Below are 13,738 nucleotides of genomic sequence, written 5' to 3' on the forward strand. Positions count from 1 at the left end.
CGTTCGCCGGCCTCGACGCGCTTCAGGTATCCAGATGTCCCGCCAGGAACTGCGCCAGACGTCGCGCCATGAGCCGGCCGGAGCTGCCCAGGCAGGCGATGGGCGAGCCTTTCAGGTCGCCTTCGGCCAGCTCCGAAGCCTCCCCGGCCAGGGCCAGGGGGCAGTCGAGGGTCAGGGCCAGCTTGTCCAGCTGCCGTAGCAGGAGGGCGCTCGGCGGGCGCTTGGAATAGAGCACCAGGGCCTGCGGGCGCACTTCCTGGCAGACCAGGCCGAGCTCCTCCAGAGGCTGGCCAATGGCGAGCGTGCGTACCGCGCCGCTGTCGCTGCCCAACAGGAGGCCGGCGACCAGCAGTTCCAGCTCGTGGCAATGGTCGGGAATGGCCGCCAGCAGCACGCATTCGTCGGCGGCCCCGCGGGCCAGTTGCAGACGCTGCAGCACCCGGGCGCGGAGGAAGGCGTCGAGGAACAGCCACCGGCTGGCATGACCGAAGCCTTTCTGCCGCTGCAGCTCCTGCCACACCGGCAGGAGGATGTCCTGAAAGACCGTGGACAGCGGATAGGTCGAGAACACCTGGCCGTAGATCCGCTCCAGCCGGCCCTCGTCGAAATGGCCGACGGCTTCGCGCAGCCGGGTCTGCCACTCGCCCAGGTCTCCGCCCGCCTCCGCTGCGTCCGCCGGGGCCGCGGCGGCCTTGCCCTCGGCGCTGCGCGCCAGGAGGCTGCCGACCTTGCTCACCGCCACGCCGCGCTCGGTCCAGGCCAGGATGCTGCGGATCGCCTCGATGTCCGCCTGGGAATAGAGCCGGTGCCCGCCCTCGGTGCGCACCGGCTGGATCAGTCCGTAGCGGCGCTCCCAGGCGCGCAGGGTGACCGGATTGACACCGGTCAGACGCACGACTTCGCGAATGGGGAACAGCTCCTCCTGGGCCGGCAGGTCCGGGGCCAGGGGCGAAGCACCGGGAAGTTTGGTCATGGTGCTGGCAGCTCGGATCGAAAGGACGCCGGCATTGTACTCCAGTGTCGGCTCCGGCACGGGGTGCCAGGTCCCCTCCCCGCCGGCCGGCGAAGGATCCGCGGACAGGGGCACGGGCCGCGCGAGTTGATCTAGAATGCCGCGACAGGCACGGAGAACAAGCACAATGATCAATGCCAAGCTGTTGCAACTGGTCGTCGACGCCTCCAACGACGGCATCACCGTTGCCGAGTCGGAAGGCGAGGACAACATCCTGATCTACGCCAACCCGGCCTTCGAGCGGCTGACCGGTTACCCGGTCGACGAGATCCTCTACCAGGACTGCCGCTTCCTGCAGGCGGACGAGCGCGACCAGTTGGCCCGCCGGGTCATCCGCGAGGCGCTCAGGAACAGGCGACCGTGCCGGCAGGTCATCCGCAACTACCGCAAGGACGGCAGCACCTTCTGGAACGAGCTGTCGATCACCCCGGTGTTCAACGAGGGCGACCAGCTCACCTATTTCATCGGCATCCAGAAGGACGTCACCGCCGAGGTGGAAGCCAAGGCGCGGGTCCGCGAGCTGGAGGCCGAGGTGCGTGAGCTGAAGGCCCGGCTGGCGGCCCTGGAAACCAAGGACTGAGGCACCGACGAGCCCACAGCGGGCAGAACGGCTCGGCGGTATCCGACGACCGGCCTTCCCCGTGCGCGCTCCCCGATGCGGGTCGACGTCTAATCTGTCGATACAGATTCAGGCGCTCTCGGGATTCGCCGCGCGCCTCGACCGATGCCCTGGCGAGGCGGCAACTTCCCATGCATCGCCCACCAGGGAAAAGCATGGCTTGGTTCAGGCACGTGCCGGTCGGCCGGCCCTCCGCTCCATCTCGACTGCCCGGCGGCCCCGACCAGGACGTGCCGGTACCGCACGTGACGCCCGTCGTGCTGGAGGCCCGCCCCGGAGCGCCGCAGGCACCGGCCGTGCGCATCTATCTCGGCACCCAGGCGGAGCAGTACCGGGCCGAGCGGGTCTTCTTCTATTCCCTGCTGCAGGTGCGCGATCCGGACCGGCGCTACGAGATCTATCGCATGGTCGATCTGCCGGGCTTCAACCGGCGCGGCTGGCGCACCGGCTTCACCAACTACCGCTTCGCCATTCCGGATCTGGCCGGACGCCGGGGACGGGCCATTTACAACGACGTGGACCAGATCTACCTGGGCGATCCCGCCGTCCTGTTCGACCAGTCCATGGACGGGCACGGCTACCTGGCGCTGCTGCCCCAGGATACGGCGGTGATGCTGATCGACTGCCAGCGCATGGCACGCTGCTGGACCTACGCCAAGGCCTGCCACCGGGGCAAGAAGGCCCTGTGCGCCGAGGCCGCCGCCGAGCCGAGCCGCTGGGGAGCGCTCGATCCCGTCTGGCATGCCCGGGACCTGGAATACCGCCACGGGCAGTCCCGGCTGCTGCATTACACGACCCTGCACCTGCAGCCGTGGCGCCCCACCCCCGACCGCTACTCGTATCACATCCACCCCTACGCCGAGTATTTCCACGGTCTCGAACAGGCGGCCGATGCCGAGGGATACGAGGTCTTCACCGCCGACCGGCCCAGCCCCGGTTTCGCCGCCGCCTGCCGCGGGGCGACCGACGACGGCCCGGCGCTGCTGGCCGACGAAACCTGCCGGCAGGCGCTGGAGCTCAATGCCAGCCGGCTGACGCTGGTCGGTCCCTGGCGCGCGACGCCCGGCGTCGCCCGCTGGCCGTGGCAGGCGCTGCGCCGCGACGACCTGCCGCGGCAGGATGCGGTCGCCGCCACCGGCCTGGAGCGGCTGCCCACGGAGGACATTCCCTGGCTCCTCGACCGGCTGTTCCGGCTCGCCCGCCACGGGGTCCTGATCCGAGTGTCGAGCGGCGCCGAGGGCTCGCCGGTCGGCAGCCCGGAGGCCTGGCGGGCGCTGCTGCTCCGGGTGGCCCGGCGTTATCCCGAGCACGGCTGGCAGCTGGACTGCCTGGACCGGGCGGGACGGCTGCACCGCTACCGGGCCGATCCGGCTCGGCGCATCACGCCGCCGCGGGTCTGGGCGCTGCGGGGAGTCCATCCCGGCGACAACGCGCAACTGCGCGAAGTGACCACCGCCCTGGGCTGGCCCCACGAGACGAAGCGGCTGCGCCGCTGCCTGCACAAGCCGCCCGAGGGCTGGCCGGACCTGCTGCTCAGCGTCGGCTGGCTGCCGTCGCTGGTCGCCCGGGCGATCAGGTGGCGCGCGGGCCGTCGCCCCCGCCTGGTGGTGCTGGGGCGACCGTTCGCCCCGCTGTCCCGTTTCGACCGGGTGATCACCACGCCGCAGTACGACCTGCCGCTGCGGGAAAACGTCGTCGACCTGCCCGCGCCCTTCGCCGTCGTCCGCACGCCCGACGGCGCGCAGCTGGAGACCTGGCGACAGCGCCTGGCCTATCTGCCGCGGCCCTGGATCGTGCTGCTGGTGGGCGGCGACAGCAAACCCTACCGGTTCGACACCGATACCGCCGCCGCCCTGGGTCGCGCCGCCAGCGCGGCGGTCCGCCCCCTGGGCGGCTCGCTGCTGATCAGCACCAGCCCGCGCACCGGCGGCAAGGCCGCCGACGCGCTGCTGGGGGCGATCGACGTACCCAGATGGTGCTATCGCTACGGCTGCGGCGGCGACAACCCCTACCCGGCGCTACTGGCACTGGGCGATGCCTTCATCGTGACCGCCGAGAGCGTCTCCATGCTGACCGAGGCCTGCATGACCGGCCGGCCGGTGACCCTGTTCCCCCTGCCGGCACGGCGGAGCCCGCTGGCCCGGCTGCGCCACGGCGTCGAGCGCCGGGTCGCGGCCATCGGCCGGAAGGCGAGCATGCGCGGCACGCCGTTGCAGCAGACCGTCTTCGGCCGGCTGCGCGACAAGGCGATCGAGATCGGCCTGTACAACGGCGAGCGGCGCTGCTCGCCGGCGCCCGGGAGCGCGCCCTGCGGGCGATCCGCGAGGTCATGGAAGTCGAGGCGAGCCCGGCCCCGGCCATATCGGCGAAGCGGCGCACGGCGCCGGATGCCGGCGCTTCCGCGGCGGCCGACGAAGGCGCGGGTGCTCCCTAGAGCTCCACCGGTGCCCGCTGGCAGAGCTGGACCAGCGCCTGCGCCCAGGCCGGATCGTCGTTCAGGCAGGGAATCAGGACGAACTCCTCGCCGCCGGCGGCGAGGAACTGCTCGCGCCCGCGCTGGCCGATCTCCTCCAGGGTTTCCAGGCAGTCGGCGACGAACGCCGGACACATCACCAGCAGCTTCTTCACCCCCTCGGCGGCCAGTTCGTCCAGCCGCGCCTCGGTGTAAGGCTCGATCCACTTGGCCCGTCCCAGGCGCGACTGGAACGACAGCGACCACCGCTGCGGCCCCAGGCCGGCGCGCTCGGCGAAGCCGTGCGCGGTGCGCAGGCACTGGGCACGGTAGCAGCCCTCCAGCACCGAGCCCTCGGCCCGCCGGCAGCACTCGGCGCCCTTCAGGCAGTGCGCGCCGCTGGCGTCGCGCTTGTGCAGATGGCGCTCGGGCAGGCCGTGGAAGCTCAGCAGCAGGTGGTCGAAACCCTGCTCCAGGTAGGGCCGGGCCCTGGCCAGCAGCGCATCCAGGTACTCGGGCTGGTCGTAGAACGGCGGCAGGACCGAAAGCTCGAGGTCCAGCTCTTGCTGGCGGATGACCCGGCGGGCTTCTTCCACCACCGTGGTCAGGGTGCTGTCGGCGAACTGCGGATAGAGCGGCGCCAGGACGACGTGGGAGATGCCCTGCCCGGCCAGGCGCAACAGGGCGCCCTCGATGGACGGCTCGCCATAGCGCATGGCCAGCTCCACTGGGCCGTGCGGCCAGTGGGGAATCACCGCCCGGTGCAGGCGGCGGCTGATCTCCACCAGCGGCGAACCCTCCGGCCACCAGATCGAAGCGTAGGCGTGGGCGGACTGCGCCGGCCGGCGCCGCAGGATCAGCGAGACCAGCAGGCGGCGCAGCGGCCAGGGCAGGTCGATCACGTAGGGATCCATCAGAAACTGGTCGAGATAGCGCCGCACATCGGCCACTTCGGTGGAGGCCGGTGAGCCCAGGTTCACTAACAACAACGCCTTGTCGGTCATGCACTGTTCCTGTTCAGGAGTTCGCCGGAGCCGGTCGCGCCGACAGAAGATCCGCCAGCGCCGCCTCCGGATCGGAAAAGCGGAAATCGAAGCCGTCCGCCAGCAGACGCGCCGGCAAGGCGCGCTGGCCGCCGAGCAGCAACCCGGAGAGCTCGCCCAGGCCCAGCCGCAGGGCCACCGCCGGCACCGCCAGGAAGGCCGGTCGATGCAGGCAGCGACCCAGCGCCCGAACGAACTCGGCATTGCGCACCGGCTCCGGCGCACAGGCGTTGTACGGCCCGCTCGCCTGCGGCCGCTGCAGCAGATGGTCGATCAGGGCGACCTGATCGTCCAGGTGGATCCAGGGCATCCACTGCCGGCCGCTGCCCTGGCGCCCGCCGAGGCCGAGGCGGAACAGCGGCAGCAGACGGGACAGCAGGCCGCCGTCGCGGGCCAGCACCAGGCCGGTGCGCAGCAACGCCACGCGCATGCCCAGCGCCTCGGCCTGGCGCGCGGCATCCTCCCAGGCACCGCACAGCCGGCTGGCGAAGTCCTCGGCGGCGGGCGGGCAGTCCTCGGTCAGCTCGCGGTCGCCGCCATTGCCGTACCAGCCCACCGCCGAGCCGGACAGCAGCAGCGACGGGCGCTGTTCGCGCCGCGCCAGCCAGTGGATCAGGCGCTCGGTGAGCCGCACCCGACTGTCCCACAGCAGCTCGCGGCGGGCCCGGGTCCAGGGCCGGTCGGCGATGGGGGCGCCGGCCAGGTTGACCACCGCATCCAGCGGCTCGCCGTCCAGCTCGTGCAATTCGCCGATACCGCGCACCTGCGGCCCGCACAGTGTGGCCACCTGCTGCGGCGAGCGGCTCCAGACCGAGAGTCGATGGCCCCCGGCCTGCCAGTGGCGGCACAGGGCCCGGCCGATCAGGCCGGTGCCGCCGGTCAGCAATATGTGCATGGTGAGCTCCTTGCATGCCGTTTGCGCCCATGTCCCCTGTCAGCATGCGCGGCTCGGGGGTTGCCGCCCGAACAAGTCGATGACGAGCGCATAACAACCTTATACAAAACTAAAATATTGTACAATTTTTTGCGGCAGCGTAGCCTGCGCAAAGGCAGGACATGTCGGAATGGCATCAAACCCGAGGCACAGTCCCGCAACCGGCACGGAACGGCTGCCGGCGCCTCCCCATCCCCAGAAGGACCTGTGCCCCCTAACCCATGCGTTTAGCAGGAGCATGAGATGTTCTCCCTAAAAACAAAAACCGGGCTGGCTACCCTACTCGAGCGACAGCCGCACGGCCGCGAACTCGCGGCCGAACGCGAAGCCCTGCGCCAGGCGATGGCGATGATCGAGTTCAGCCCCGACGGCCTGATCCTCGACGCCAACCCGCTGTTCCTCGACCTGCTCGGCTACTCGCTGGACGAGCTGCGCGGCCAGCACCATTGTCTGCTGTGCGAAGAGGAGTTCGCCGACAGCCCGGAATACGCACGCTTCTGGCAGCGGCTGCGCGAGGGCCAAAGTTTCAGCGACCAGGTCCTGCGCCTGGCCAAGGACGGACGCAGAGTCTGGCTGGAGGCCAATTACCTGCCGGTGCGCGACCGCCATGGCACGGTGACCCGCATCCTCAAGCTGGCCTCGGACGTCACCGAGCGCACCCTGCGCATGCAGACCCAGGCGAGCTTCACCCAGGCCATCGACCGCTCCATGGCGGTCATCGAGTTCGACCTGCAGGGCCAAGTGCTCGACGCCAACGCCAACTTCCTCAAGGTCATGGGCTACCGCCTGGAGGACATCCGCGGCCAGCACCACAGCCGGTTCTGCCCGACGAGCGAGACGCAGAGTCCGGCCTACGCCCAGTTCTGGGCCAAGCTGCGGCGCGGCGAATTCGTCAGCGGACTGTTCCGCCGCGTCGGCAAGGCCGGCAACACCATCTGGCTGCAGGCCACCTACAACCCGGTCTACGACGTCAAGGGGCGGCTCTACGGGGTGGTCAAGTTCGCCTCGGACGTCACCGAGCAGGTGGAACAGCGCGAAGCCGAATCCCGCGCCGCGACGCTGGCCTTCGAGACTTCCCTGCAGACCGACCGGCACGCCCGCCAGGGCACCGAGGTGGTCCAGCAGACGGTGAACGTGGTGCAGGACATCGCCACGGAACTGCAGCGGGTGGCCCAGAACATCGGCGCGCTGAACGCGCAGTCCGACGAAATCGGCGCCATTGTCGTGGCGATCCGCAGCATCGCCGAGCAGACCAACCTGCTGGCGCTGAACGCCGCCATCGAGGCGGCGCGGGCCGGCGAGCAGGGCCGCGGCTTCGCCGTGGTGGCGCAGGAGGTGCGCAACCTGGCCGCCCGCACCAGCCAGGCGACCCAGGCGATCGCCGAGGTGGTGCGCAAGAACCAGGAGCTGGCCCAGCTCGCGGTCAGCAGCATGGAAGCGGGCACGCGCCAGGCCGAGCAGGGGGTGAAACTGGCCAACGAGGCCGGCGCGGTGATCCTCGACATCCACCAGGGCGCGCAGAAGGTGGTCGAGGTGATCGGCCAGTTCGCCCGCACCGTCGAACGCCAGCAGCAGGCGCCCAGCGGCGCCTGAGCCGGCTCCCGCGGCGCCTCAGGCCGCGGGCCACTCCACCGCCGGCAGGCACTCGAAACCGGGCCGGGCCAGCAGGTACCCCTGGAACAGGTGGATGCCCAGCGCCTGCAGCTCGCGCAGCTCGCCGGGGGTCTCGATCCCCTCGGCGATCACCTCGATGTTCAGCGCCCGGCACACCCCGACGATTCCCTGGACGATGGCCCGACGCACCGGATCGGCGTCCACGCCGCGCACCAGCGCCATGTCCAGCTTGATGATGTCGGGCTGGAACTCGGCCAGCAGGTTGAGCCCGGAATAGCCGGCGCCGAAGTCGTCGATGGCGGTCTTGAAGCCCTGGCGGCGGTACTCGCGGATGATGCTCTTCAGGTGCTCCTTGTCCACCAGCTCTTCGTTCTCGGTGATCTCGAAGACGATCCGCTCGGTGGGAAAGCCGAAGCGCTGCGCCGCTTCCAGGGTGGCGCGGATGCAGGTGGCCGCCTGGTACACCGCGTTGGGCAGGAAGTTGATGCTGACGTGGCAGGGAATGCCCAGGCGCGCCGCCAGCTCCACCGCCTTGACCCGGCAGGCCTGATCGAACGCGTAGCGGTTGTCGCCGTCGACCCGCTGCAGGATCGTCGCGGCGCCGCTGCCGTCGGTACCGCGCACCAGTGCCTCGTAGGCGAACAGGCGCCGCTCGCGCAGGTCGACGATGGGCTGGAAGGCCATGCTGAAGTCGAAATCGAGGGATTTGCCGTCGCGACAGGCGCGGCAGGGAGAGGGAGGCAGGCTGGTTTCGGTCATGGCGAGGGTTTTCCGGATGCCGTCAGACGAGGGTTCTCGATCAACAGGAAGCGTCGCGGCCGGAGCCGCGAGCAATGGATTCGATGGCTCGCGCCACGGTCGCCTCAGCGGGGGCTCTGGCCGGATACGCAATAGCGCCCGCGCCCTTCTCCCTTCGCCGCGTAGAGGGCCTTGTCCGCGCCGCGCAGCAGGCTGGGGACGTTGTCGCCCTCGGCGTAGATGCTCACCCCGGCGCTGAAGCTCAGGCGCAGGCCCTTGGCCGAGAAGCGCAGCCTGGCGCACTCGGTGCGCAGCCGTTCGAGGAAGCTGCAGGCGCCTTCGGCCGTGCTCTCCGGCATGACCAGCACGAATTCCTCGCCGCCGATGCGGCCGATGCTGTCGCTGTCCCGCGCACAGGACTTGAGCAGGCGGGCGAAGCTTACCAGCACCTCGTCGCCCACCGGATGCCCGTGGCTGTCGTTGATCGTCTTGAAGAAGTCCAGATCGATCATCATCACTGCCAGGGGACGACCATAGCGCCTGGCCACCTCCACCCGCTCGTGCATGATGTCGAGGATGCGCCGGCGGTTGCACAGGCCGGTCAGGCTGTCCGTGGAGGCCATCTCCTCCAGCTCGCGGTTGCGCTCCTCGAGCTTCTGCTCCAGCAGCTTGCGCGCGGTGATGTCGATGACGAAGCTGATGCGTCGGTAGCGGCCGTCCGGCCCGCTGATCCGGCAGGACTCGGAGAGGACCACCCGCGGCTTGCCGTCGCGGGTGACCAACTGCTGCTCGCTGCGCGGCTCCTGGCCGGTCTCGATGAAACGGCGATGGCGCTCGGCGATCTCCGCCCGCGCCTCCTCCGGCACCACCAGGGTGAGGAGCTGGCCGACCAGTTCGGCGGCGGTATAGCCGGAGAGCTGCTGGTAGGCCGGATTGACGTGCTCGAAGCGGCCCTCCTCGTCGATGATGCAGATGCCGACCGGGGCCGCGTCCAGGACCTGGCTGAAGCGGCCGAACATGGAAAGCTCCTGCTGCCGGGAGGCGGTGATGTCCAGCAGCAGCAAAAGCAGACGCGGCGGCCCCTCGCCGGCCGCGCCGCTGCGCAGGACGTGCACGCGCAGCCAGCGACGGTCCCCCTGGACGCACACCCCGACGATCAGGTCGTTGATCGGGCGATTCTCGTCGAGCACCTGTGCGGTGAAGTCCTGCAGGGCCAGTGGCCGGTCCTCGGCGTCGCTCAGCGGCCCGAGCGCCTGCAGCCGCTGACCGGCCAGCGGCTCGGTCCCCAGCACTCGACAGGCGGCAAGGTTGGCGTAGTCGATCACGCCATCGACGCGGACAATGAGAACGCCCAGATCATCCGACGCCATCAGCTGCGCAACTGCGCCCATGGCCTCGACTTCGGGAGTGCTGCCGGAAACCCGCATTTCTTCTGCTTTCCAAGATGATTGAGTCACCAGCCCCGGACCGGGGCCGGACGATACCGCCTAGCATATAACCCGCGCGAACCGCGGGATATGGGGCCGAAAGCCAAACGTCTTCGCCGCCCCTGCCGAAACTCCCCAGCAAGAAACGCGATCCGGGCCGATCACCTGACCCGGCGGCAATCCCGCTTCACTGCGACTACAGGGTAGCCCCATGGAACGCCCCGAAGAACGGCCCCTCGAACAGGGCGCCGTCGCGGGAACCACCGCGCGTCCGCCCCTCGGACTGCGGCCATCATCGGGCCGATTCCGATAGACCGCACTGATGTGACTCAAGTCACGTTTTATTCGCCGATCCGAACAAGCAACTTCACCGGCCCGCGCCATGGCATTCGCGCCTCGCCTTCTGCCCGGCAGGGCATCACGCATCCTTCGGCCGTCAATCCTACACAAAACCTATACACAGTGTTTGACTTGTATAACAAAACTCCTATCCTTGTGCATACTTATACAAAAGCAGCCGTGCTGTACACATAAGAGGTCATGCCATGTCCGCGTTCGCCTCCGGCTCCATCAAGATCGGCATCAGTGCCTGCCTGCTCGGCCAACCCGTGCGCTTCAACGGCGGCCACAAGGAATCGCGCCTGTGCAGCGATATCCTCTCCCGCCACTTCGAGTTCGTCCCGCTCTGCCCGGAGCTGGCCATCGGCCTGGGCGCACCGCGCGAGCCGATCCGCCTGGTCGGCAACCCGACCAATCCGCGCGCTCTGGGCTCGGTGAACCGCACGCTGGACGTGACCGGGGCGCTGGACGACTATGGCCGGGAAACGGCCGAGCGGCTGGACGATGTCTGCGGCTTCATCCTCATGCAGAAATCGCCGTCCTGCGGCATGGAACGGGTCAAGGTCTACCAGGAGAACGGCGTACCGTCCGAGGGCGGCGGCCGCGGCATCTTCGCCGCCGCGCTGATGCGCGCCCGGTCGGAGCTGCCGGTGGAGGAAGACGGCCGGCTGAACGACCCGGTGCTGCGCGAGAACTTCCTGACCCGGGTCTTCGCCTACGCCGAATGGCAGCGTCTGCTGCGTTCGGGGCTGAGCCGCAAGGCGCTGATCGACTTTCACACCCGCTACAAGTACCAGTTGATGGCGACCTGTCCGGTGCAGTACCGGGCGCTCGGCCGCCTGGTCGCCGGCTGCAGCCGGCAGTCGCTGGAGGAGCTGGCGCCGCGCTATTTCACCCAACTGATGGCGGCCCTGAAGAAGACCGCCAGCCGCGGCACCCACAGCAACGCCCTGCAGCACCTGTGCGGCTATCTGAAGGGCTTCCTGAGCGGCGCCGAGAAACAGGAGCTGCACCATCTGATCGAGCAGTACCGGCGCGGCATCATCCCGTTGGTGGTGCCGCTGACCCTGATCAAACACCACTTCCGACTCCATCCGGACGCCTACATCGAGCGGCAGGCCTATCTGCAGCCGCACCCGGAGGAGCTCGGCCTGCGCAACGCCATCTGACCATGAACGACACCTTCGATCCGGGGGCCGGCGCCCCCCTCGACGACTACCGCGCCGCCCTCGCCCGGGGCCTGCTGCCGATCCGCGAAGTGGCTAGGCAGACCGGCGTCAACCCGGTGACCCTGCGCGCCTGGGAGCGCCGTTACGGCCTGATCGTGCCGCGGCGCACGCCCAAGGGCCATCGTCTGTACTCCCCGGCGCAGGTCGGCCAGATCCGCGAGGTCCTCGCCTGGCTCGAGCGCGGCGTGGCGGTCGGCCAGGTCAAGAGCCTGCTCGGCGACGGCCTGCCGCCGCCCGGCGACGAAAGCTCGCCCTGGCGCGAGCAGCGCCGCCAGCTGCTCGACGCCATCGGCCGACTGGCCGAGCGGACGCTGGACGACAGCTTCAACCACGCCATGGCCCTCTACCCGCCGGCGACCCTGTGCCGGCAACTGCTCCTGCCGCTGCTCGACGAGCTGCAGCTGCGCTGGCGCAGCCAGACGGGCGCCCGCGCCGAACAGGTGTTCTTCCTCTCCTGGCTGCGCAGCAAGCTGGGCGCGCGCCTCTATCACAACAACCGCCTGCACAGCGGTGCGCCGCTGCTGCTGCTGAACCTCTCCGAACTGCCGATGGAGGCCGGCCTGTGGCTCTGCGCCTGGCTGGCGAGCAACGCCGAATGCCCGGTGGAGGTGTTCGACTGGCCGCTGCCCGCGCCCGAACTGGCCCTCGCCATCGAGCGCCTGCAGCCGCACGGCGTGCTGCTCTACAGCAGCCAGGCGCTCGGGCCGGCGCAGCTGCAGTTGCTGCAGCAGAACCTCGGCCGGCCGCGTCTGCTGTGCGGCCCGGCGGCCAGCATCCACCGCGACGCACTGCTCGAAACCGACGACCTGCACCTCGCCGAAGACCCGCTGGAAGCCCTGCGCTACCTGCAGGACCGCGGCCTGCTCGGCAACATCCGAGGATGATGTCCATGCATCAACTGATCTGGTTCCGCAGCGACCTGCGCGTGCAGGACAACAGCGCCCTCGCCGCCGCCATGGCGGCCGGGCCGACCATCGCCCTCTACCTGGTGAGCCCCGGCCAGTGGCGGGAGCACGACGACGCGCCGTGCAAGGTCGACTTCTGGCTGCGCAACCTGGCCGCCCTGCAGGTCAAGCTGCAGCAGCTCAACGTGCCGCTGCTGGTCCGCCACGCCGAGTTCTGGAGCGAGGCGCCGCGGGTGCTCGACGAGGTCTGCCGGGCGCATCGCGTCGCCTGCGTGCGGGTCAACGAGGAGTACGGCATCCACGAGAGCCGTCGCGACCGCGCGGTCGCCGAGACCCTCGCCTCGCAGGGCGTGGCCTTCGAGAGCCACCTCGACCAGTTGCTGTTCCGCCCGGGCAGCGTGCTGACCCGCTCCGGCGGCTACTTCCAGGTCTTCGGCCAGTTCCGCCGGGCCTGCTACCAGCGTCTCTACGGCGAGCTGCCGGAACTGCTCGCCACGCCCGCCGCCCAGGCGCCGCTGCCGATCGCCAGCGATGCGGTACCGACCGCCGTGGCCGGCTTCGACCTGCCCGACCAGGCCCGGCGCCGGCTCTGGCCGGCCGGCGAGATCGCCGCCCAGCACCGTCTGGCGCTGTTCGCCGAGGAGCACCTGGCCGGTTACCGGGAGCAGCGCGACTTCCCCGCCATCGACGGCACCAGCCAGCTGTCGCCCTACCTCGCCGCCGGCGTGCTGTCCCCGCGCCAATGCCTGCACACCGCCCTGCGCGGCAACCGCGGCGAGTTCGAGAGCGGCAACCCGGGCGCCGTCGCCTGGATCAGCGAACTGCTCTGGCGCGAGTTCTACAAACACATCCTGGTGGGCTACCCGCGGGTTTCGCGGGGTCGCGCCTTCCGCCCGGAAACCGAGGCCCTGCCCTGGCGCCAGGTGCCGGACGAACTGGCGGCCTGGCAGGAGGGCCGCACCGGCTTCCCGATCATCGACGCGGCCATGCGCCAGCTGTGCGCCACCGGCTGGATGCACAACCGCCTGCGCATGATCGTCGCCATGTTCCTGGCCAAGAACCTGCTGATCGACTGGCGCGAGGGCGAGCGTTTCTTCATGCGCCAGCTGATCGACGGCGATCTGGCGGCGAACAACGGCGGCTGGCAGTGGTGCGCCTCCACCGGCACCGACGCGGCGCCCTACTTCCGCGTGTTCAACCCGCTGACCCAGTCGGAGAAGTTCGACCCCAACGGCACCTTCATCCGCCACTGGCTGCCCGAGCTGGCGGATCTGGGGCCGCGCGACATCCACAACCCGGTCGCCGCCGGCGGACTGTTCGGCCGTCCCGACTACCCGCGCCCGATCATCGATCTGGCGCGCAGCCGCGAGCGCGTCCTGCGGGCGTTCCAGGAACTGCCGCAGCTGGAAGCCGCCCCGGCCTGAGC

10 protein-coding genes and 1 pseudogene are annotated in these 13,738 nt (G+C 69.9%); 6 read left to right on the plus strand and 5 right to left on the minus strand.

Annotated features, from left to right (window positions below):
* Positions 1-22: 22 nt before the first annotated feature.
* Positions 23-973, minus strand: a complete 951-nt coding sequence (locus ACFOJE_RS13780) for a MerR family transcriptional regulator (protein WP_377814957.1) — start codon at positions 971-973, stop codon at positions 23-25.
* A 166-nt stretch (positions 974-1,139) separates the two neighbouring features.
* Here ACFOJE_RS13780 and ACFOJE_RS13785 point away from each other — a divergent pair, with 166 nt between their 5' ends.
* The gene (locus tag ACFOJE_RS13785; RefSeq protein ID WP_377814959.1) at positions 1,140-1,592 is read left to right on the plus strand and encodes a PAS domain-containing protein; all 453 of its coding nucleotides are present in this window, start codon (positions 1,140-1,142) and stop codon (positions 1,590-1,592) included.
* A gap of 671 nt (positions 1,593-2,263) precedes the next feature.
* A pseudogene (locus tag ACFOJE_RS13790) lies at positions 2,264-3,724 on the plus strand (ELM1/GtrOC1 family putative glycosyltransferase); the annotation flags it as partial.
* Between the two features lie 337 nt (positions 3,725-4,061).
* Here ACFOJE_RS13790 and hemH read toward each other — a convergent pair.
* Both hemH and ACFOJE_RS13800 read right to left on the minus strand, forming a co-directional pair.
* Entirely contained in the window at positions 4,062-5,087 is a 1,026-nt protein-coding gene (hemH, locus tag ACFOJE_RS13795) for a ferrochelatase (RefSeq protein ID WP_377814960.1), read from the minus strand.
* Between the two features lie 13 nt (positions 5,088-5,100).
* The gene (locus tag ACFOJE_RS13800) at positions 5,101-6,021 is read right to left on the minus strand and encodes a TIGR01777 family oxidoreductase (RefSeq protein ID WP_377814961.1); all 921 of its coding nucleotides are present in this window, start codon (positions 6,019-6,021) and stop codon (positions 5,101-5,103) included.
* A 282-nt stretch (positions 6,022-6,303) separates the two neighbouring features.
* Between ACFOJE_RS13800 and ACFOJE_RS13805 the strand changes: the two genes are divergently transcribed.
* Complete coding sequence (locus ACFOJE_RS13805; RefSeq protein ID WP_377814962.1) at positions 6,304-7,653, plus strand: methyl-accepting chemotaxis protein; 1,350 nt, start codon at positions 6,304-6,306, stop codon at positions 7,651-7,653.
* Positions 7,654-7,671: 18 nt separating this feature from the next.
* Here the strand turns inward: ACFOJE_RS13805 and ACFOJE_RS13810 are convergent, their stop codons facing one another.
* Positions 7,672-8,433 carry an EAL domain-containing protein gene (locus ACFOJE_RS13810; RefSeq protein ID WP_377814963.1) on the minus strand — a complete coding sequence of 254 codons (762 nt, stop codon included), beginning with the start codon at positions 8,431-8,433 and terminating at the stop codon, positions 7,672-7,674.
* A 104-nt stretch (positions 8,434-8,537) separates the two neighbouring features.
* Positions 8,538-9,803 carry a GGDEF domain-containing protein gene (locus ACFOJE_RS13815; protein WP_377814964.1) on the minus strand — a complete coding sequence of 422 codons (1,266 nt, stop codon included), beginning with the start codon at positions 9,801-9,803 and terminating at the stop codon, positions 8,538-8,540.
* Positions 9,804-10,384: 581 nt separating this feature from the next.
* Here ACFOJE_RS13815 and ACFOJE_RS13820 point away from each other — a divergent pair.
* Genes ACFOJE_RS13820 through phrB form a run of 3 tightly spaced genes read left to right on the plus strand, consistent with a single transcriptional unit; the run spans position 10,385 to position 13,736 of the window.
* Positions 10,385-11,347: a YbgA family protein gene (locus ACFOJE_RS13820; RefSeq protein ID WP_377814965.1), complete on the plus strand. Its 963-nt coding sequence runs from the start codon at positions 10,385-10,387 to the stop codon at positions 11,345-11,347.
* Positions 11,348-11,349: 2 nt separating this feature from the next.
* Positions 11,350-12,291, plus strand: a complete 942-nt coding sequence (locus ACFOJE_RS13825; protein ID WP_377814967.1) for a MerR family transcriptional regulator — start codon at positions 11,350-11,352, stop codon at positions 12,289-12,291.
* Positions 12,292-12,296: 5 nt separating this feature from the next.
* Entirely contained in the window at positions 12,297-13,736 is a 1,440-nt protein-coding gene (gene phrB, locus ACFOJE_RS13830; protein ID WP_377814969.1) for a deoxyribodipyrimidine photo-lyase, read from the plus strand.
* The last annotated feature ends 2 nt before the right edge of the window (positions 13,737-13,738 follow it).

Origin of the sequence: Azotobacter bryophylli (assembly GCF_042643485.1) — a bacterium.
In the GTDB taxonomy this organism is placed as follows: domain Bacteria; phylum Pseudomonadota; class Gammaproteobacteria; order Pseudomonadales; family Pseudomonadaceae; genus Azotobacter; species Azotobacter bryophylli.

Bases quoted from the DNA above. Each gene is read 5' to 3' on its own strand.
- ACFOJE_RS13780 (WP_377814957.1), bottom strand. From the start codon at position 973: ATGACCAAACTTCCCGGTGCTTCGCCCCTGGCCCCGGACCTGCCGGCC.
- ACFOJE_RS13820 (WP_377814965.1), top strand. From the start codon at position 10,385: ATGTCCGCGTTCGCCTCCGGCTCCATCAAGATCGGCATCAGTGCCTGC.
- phrB (WP_377814969.1), top strand. From the start codon at position 12,297: ATGCATCAACTGATCTGGTTCCGCAGCGACCTGCGCGTGCAGGACAAC.
- ACFOJE_RS13785 (WP_377814959.1), top strand. From the start codon at position 1,140: ATGATCAATGCCAAGCTGTTGCAACTGGTCGTCGACGCCTCCAACGAC.
- ACFOJE_RS13810 (WP_377814963.1), bottom strand. From the start codon at position 8,433: ATGACCGAAACCAGCCTGCCTCCCTCTCCCTGCCGCGCCTGTCGCGAC.
- hemH (WP_377814960.1), bottom strand. From the start codon at position 5,087: ATGACCGACAAGGCGTTGTTGTTAGTGAACCTGGGCTCACCGGCCTCC.
- ACFOJE_RS13825 (WP_377814967.1), top strand. From the start codon at position 11,350: ATGAACGACACCTTCGATCCGGGGGCCGGCGCCCCCCTCGACGACTAC.
- ACFOJE_RS13815 (WP_377814964.1), bottom strand. From the start codon at position 9,803: ATGGGCGCAGTTGCGCAGCTGATGGCGTCGGATGATCTGGGCGTTCTC.
- ACFOJE_RS13800 (WP_377814961.1), bottom strand. From the start codon at position 6,021: ATGCACATATTGCTGACCGGCGGCACCGGCCTGATCGGCCGGGCCCTG.
- ACFOJE_RS13805 (WP_377814962.1), top strand. From the start codon at position 6,304: ATGTTCTCCCTAAAAACAAAAACCGGGCTGGCTACCCTACTCGAGCGA.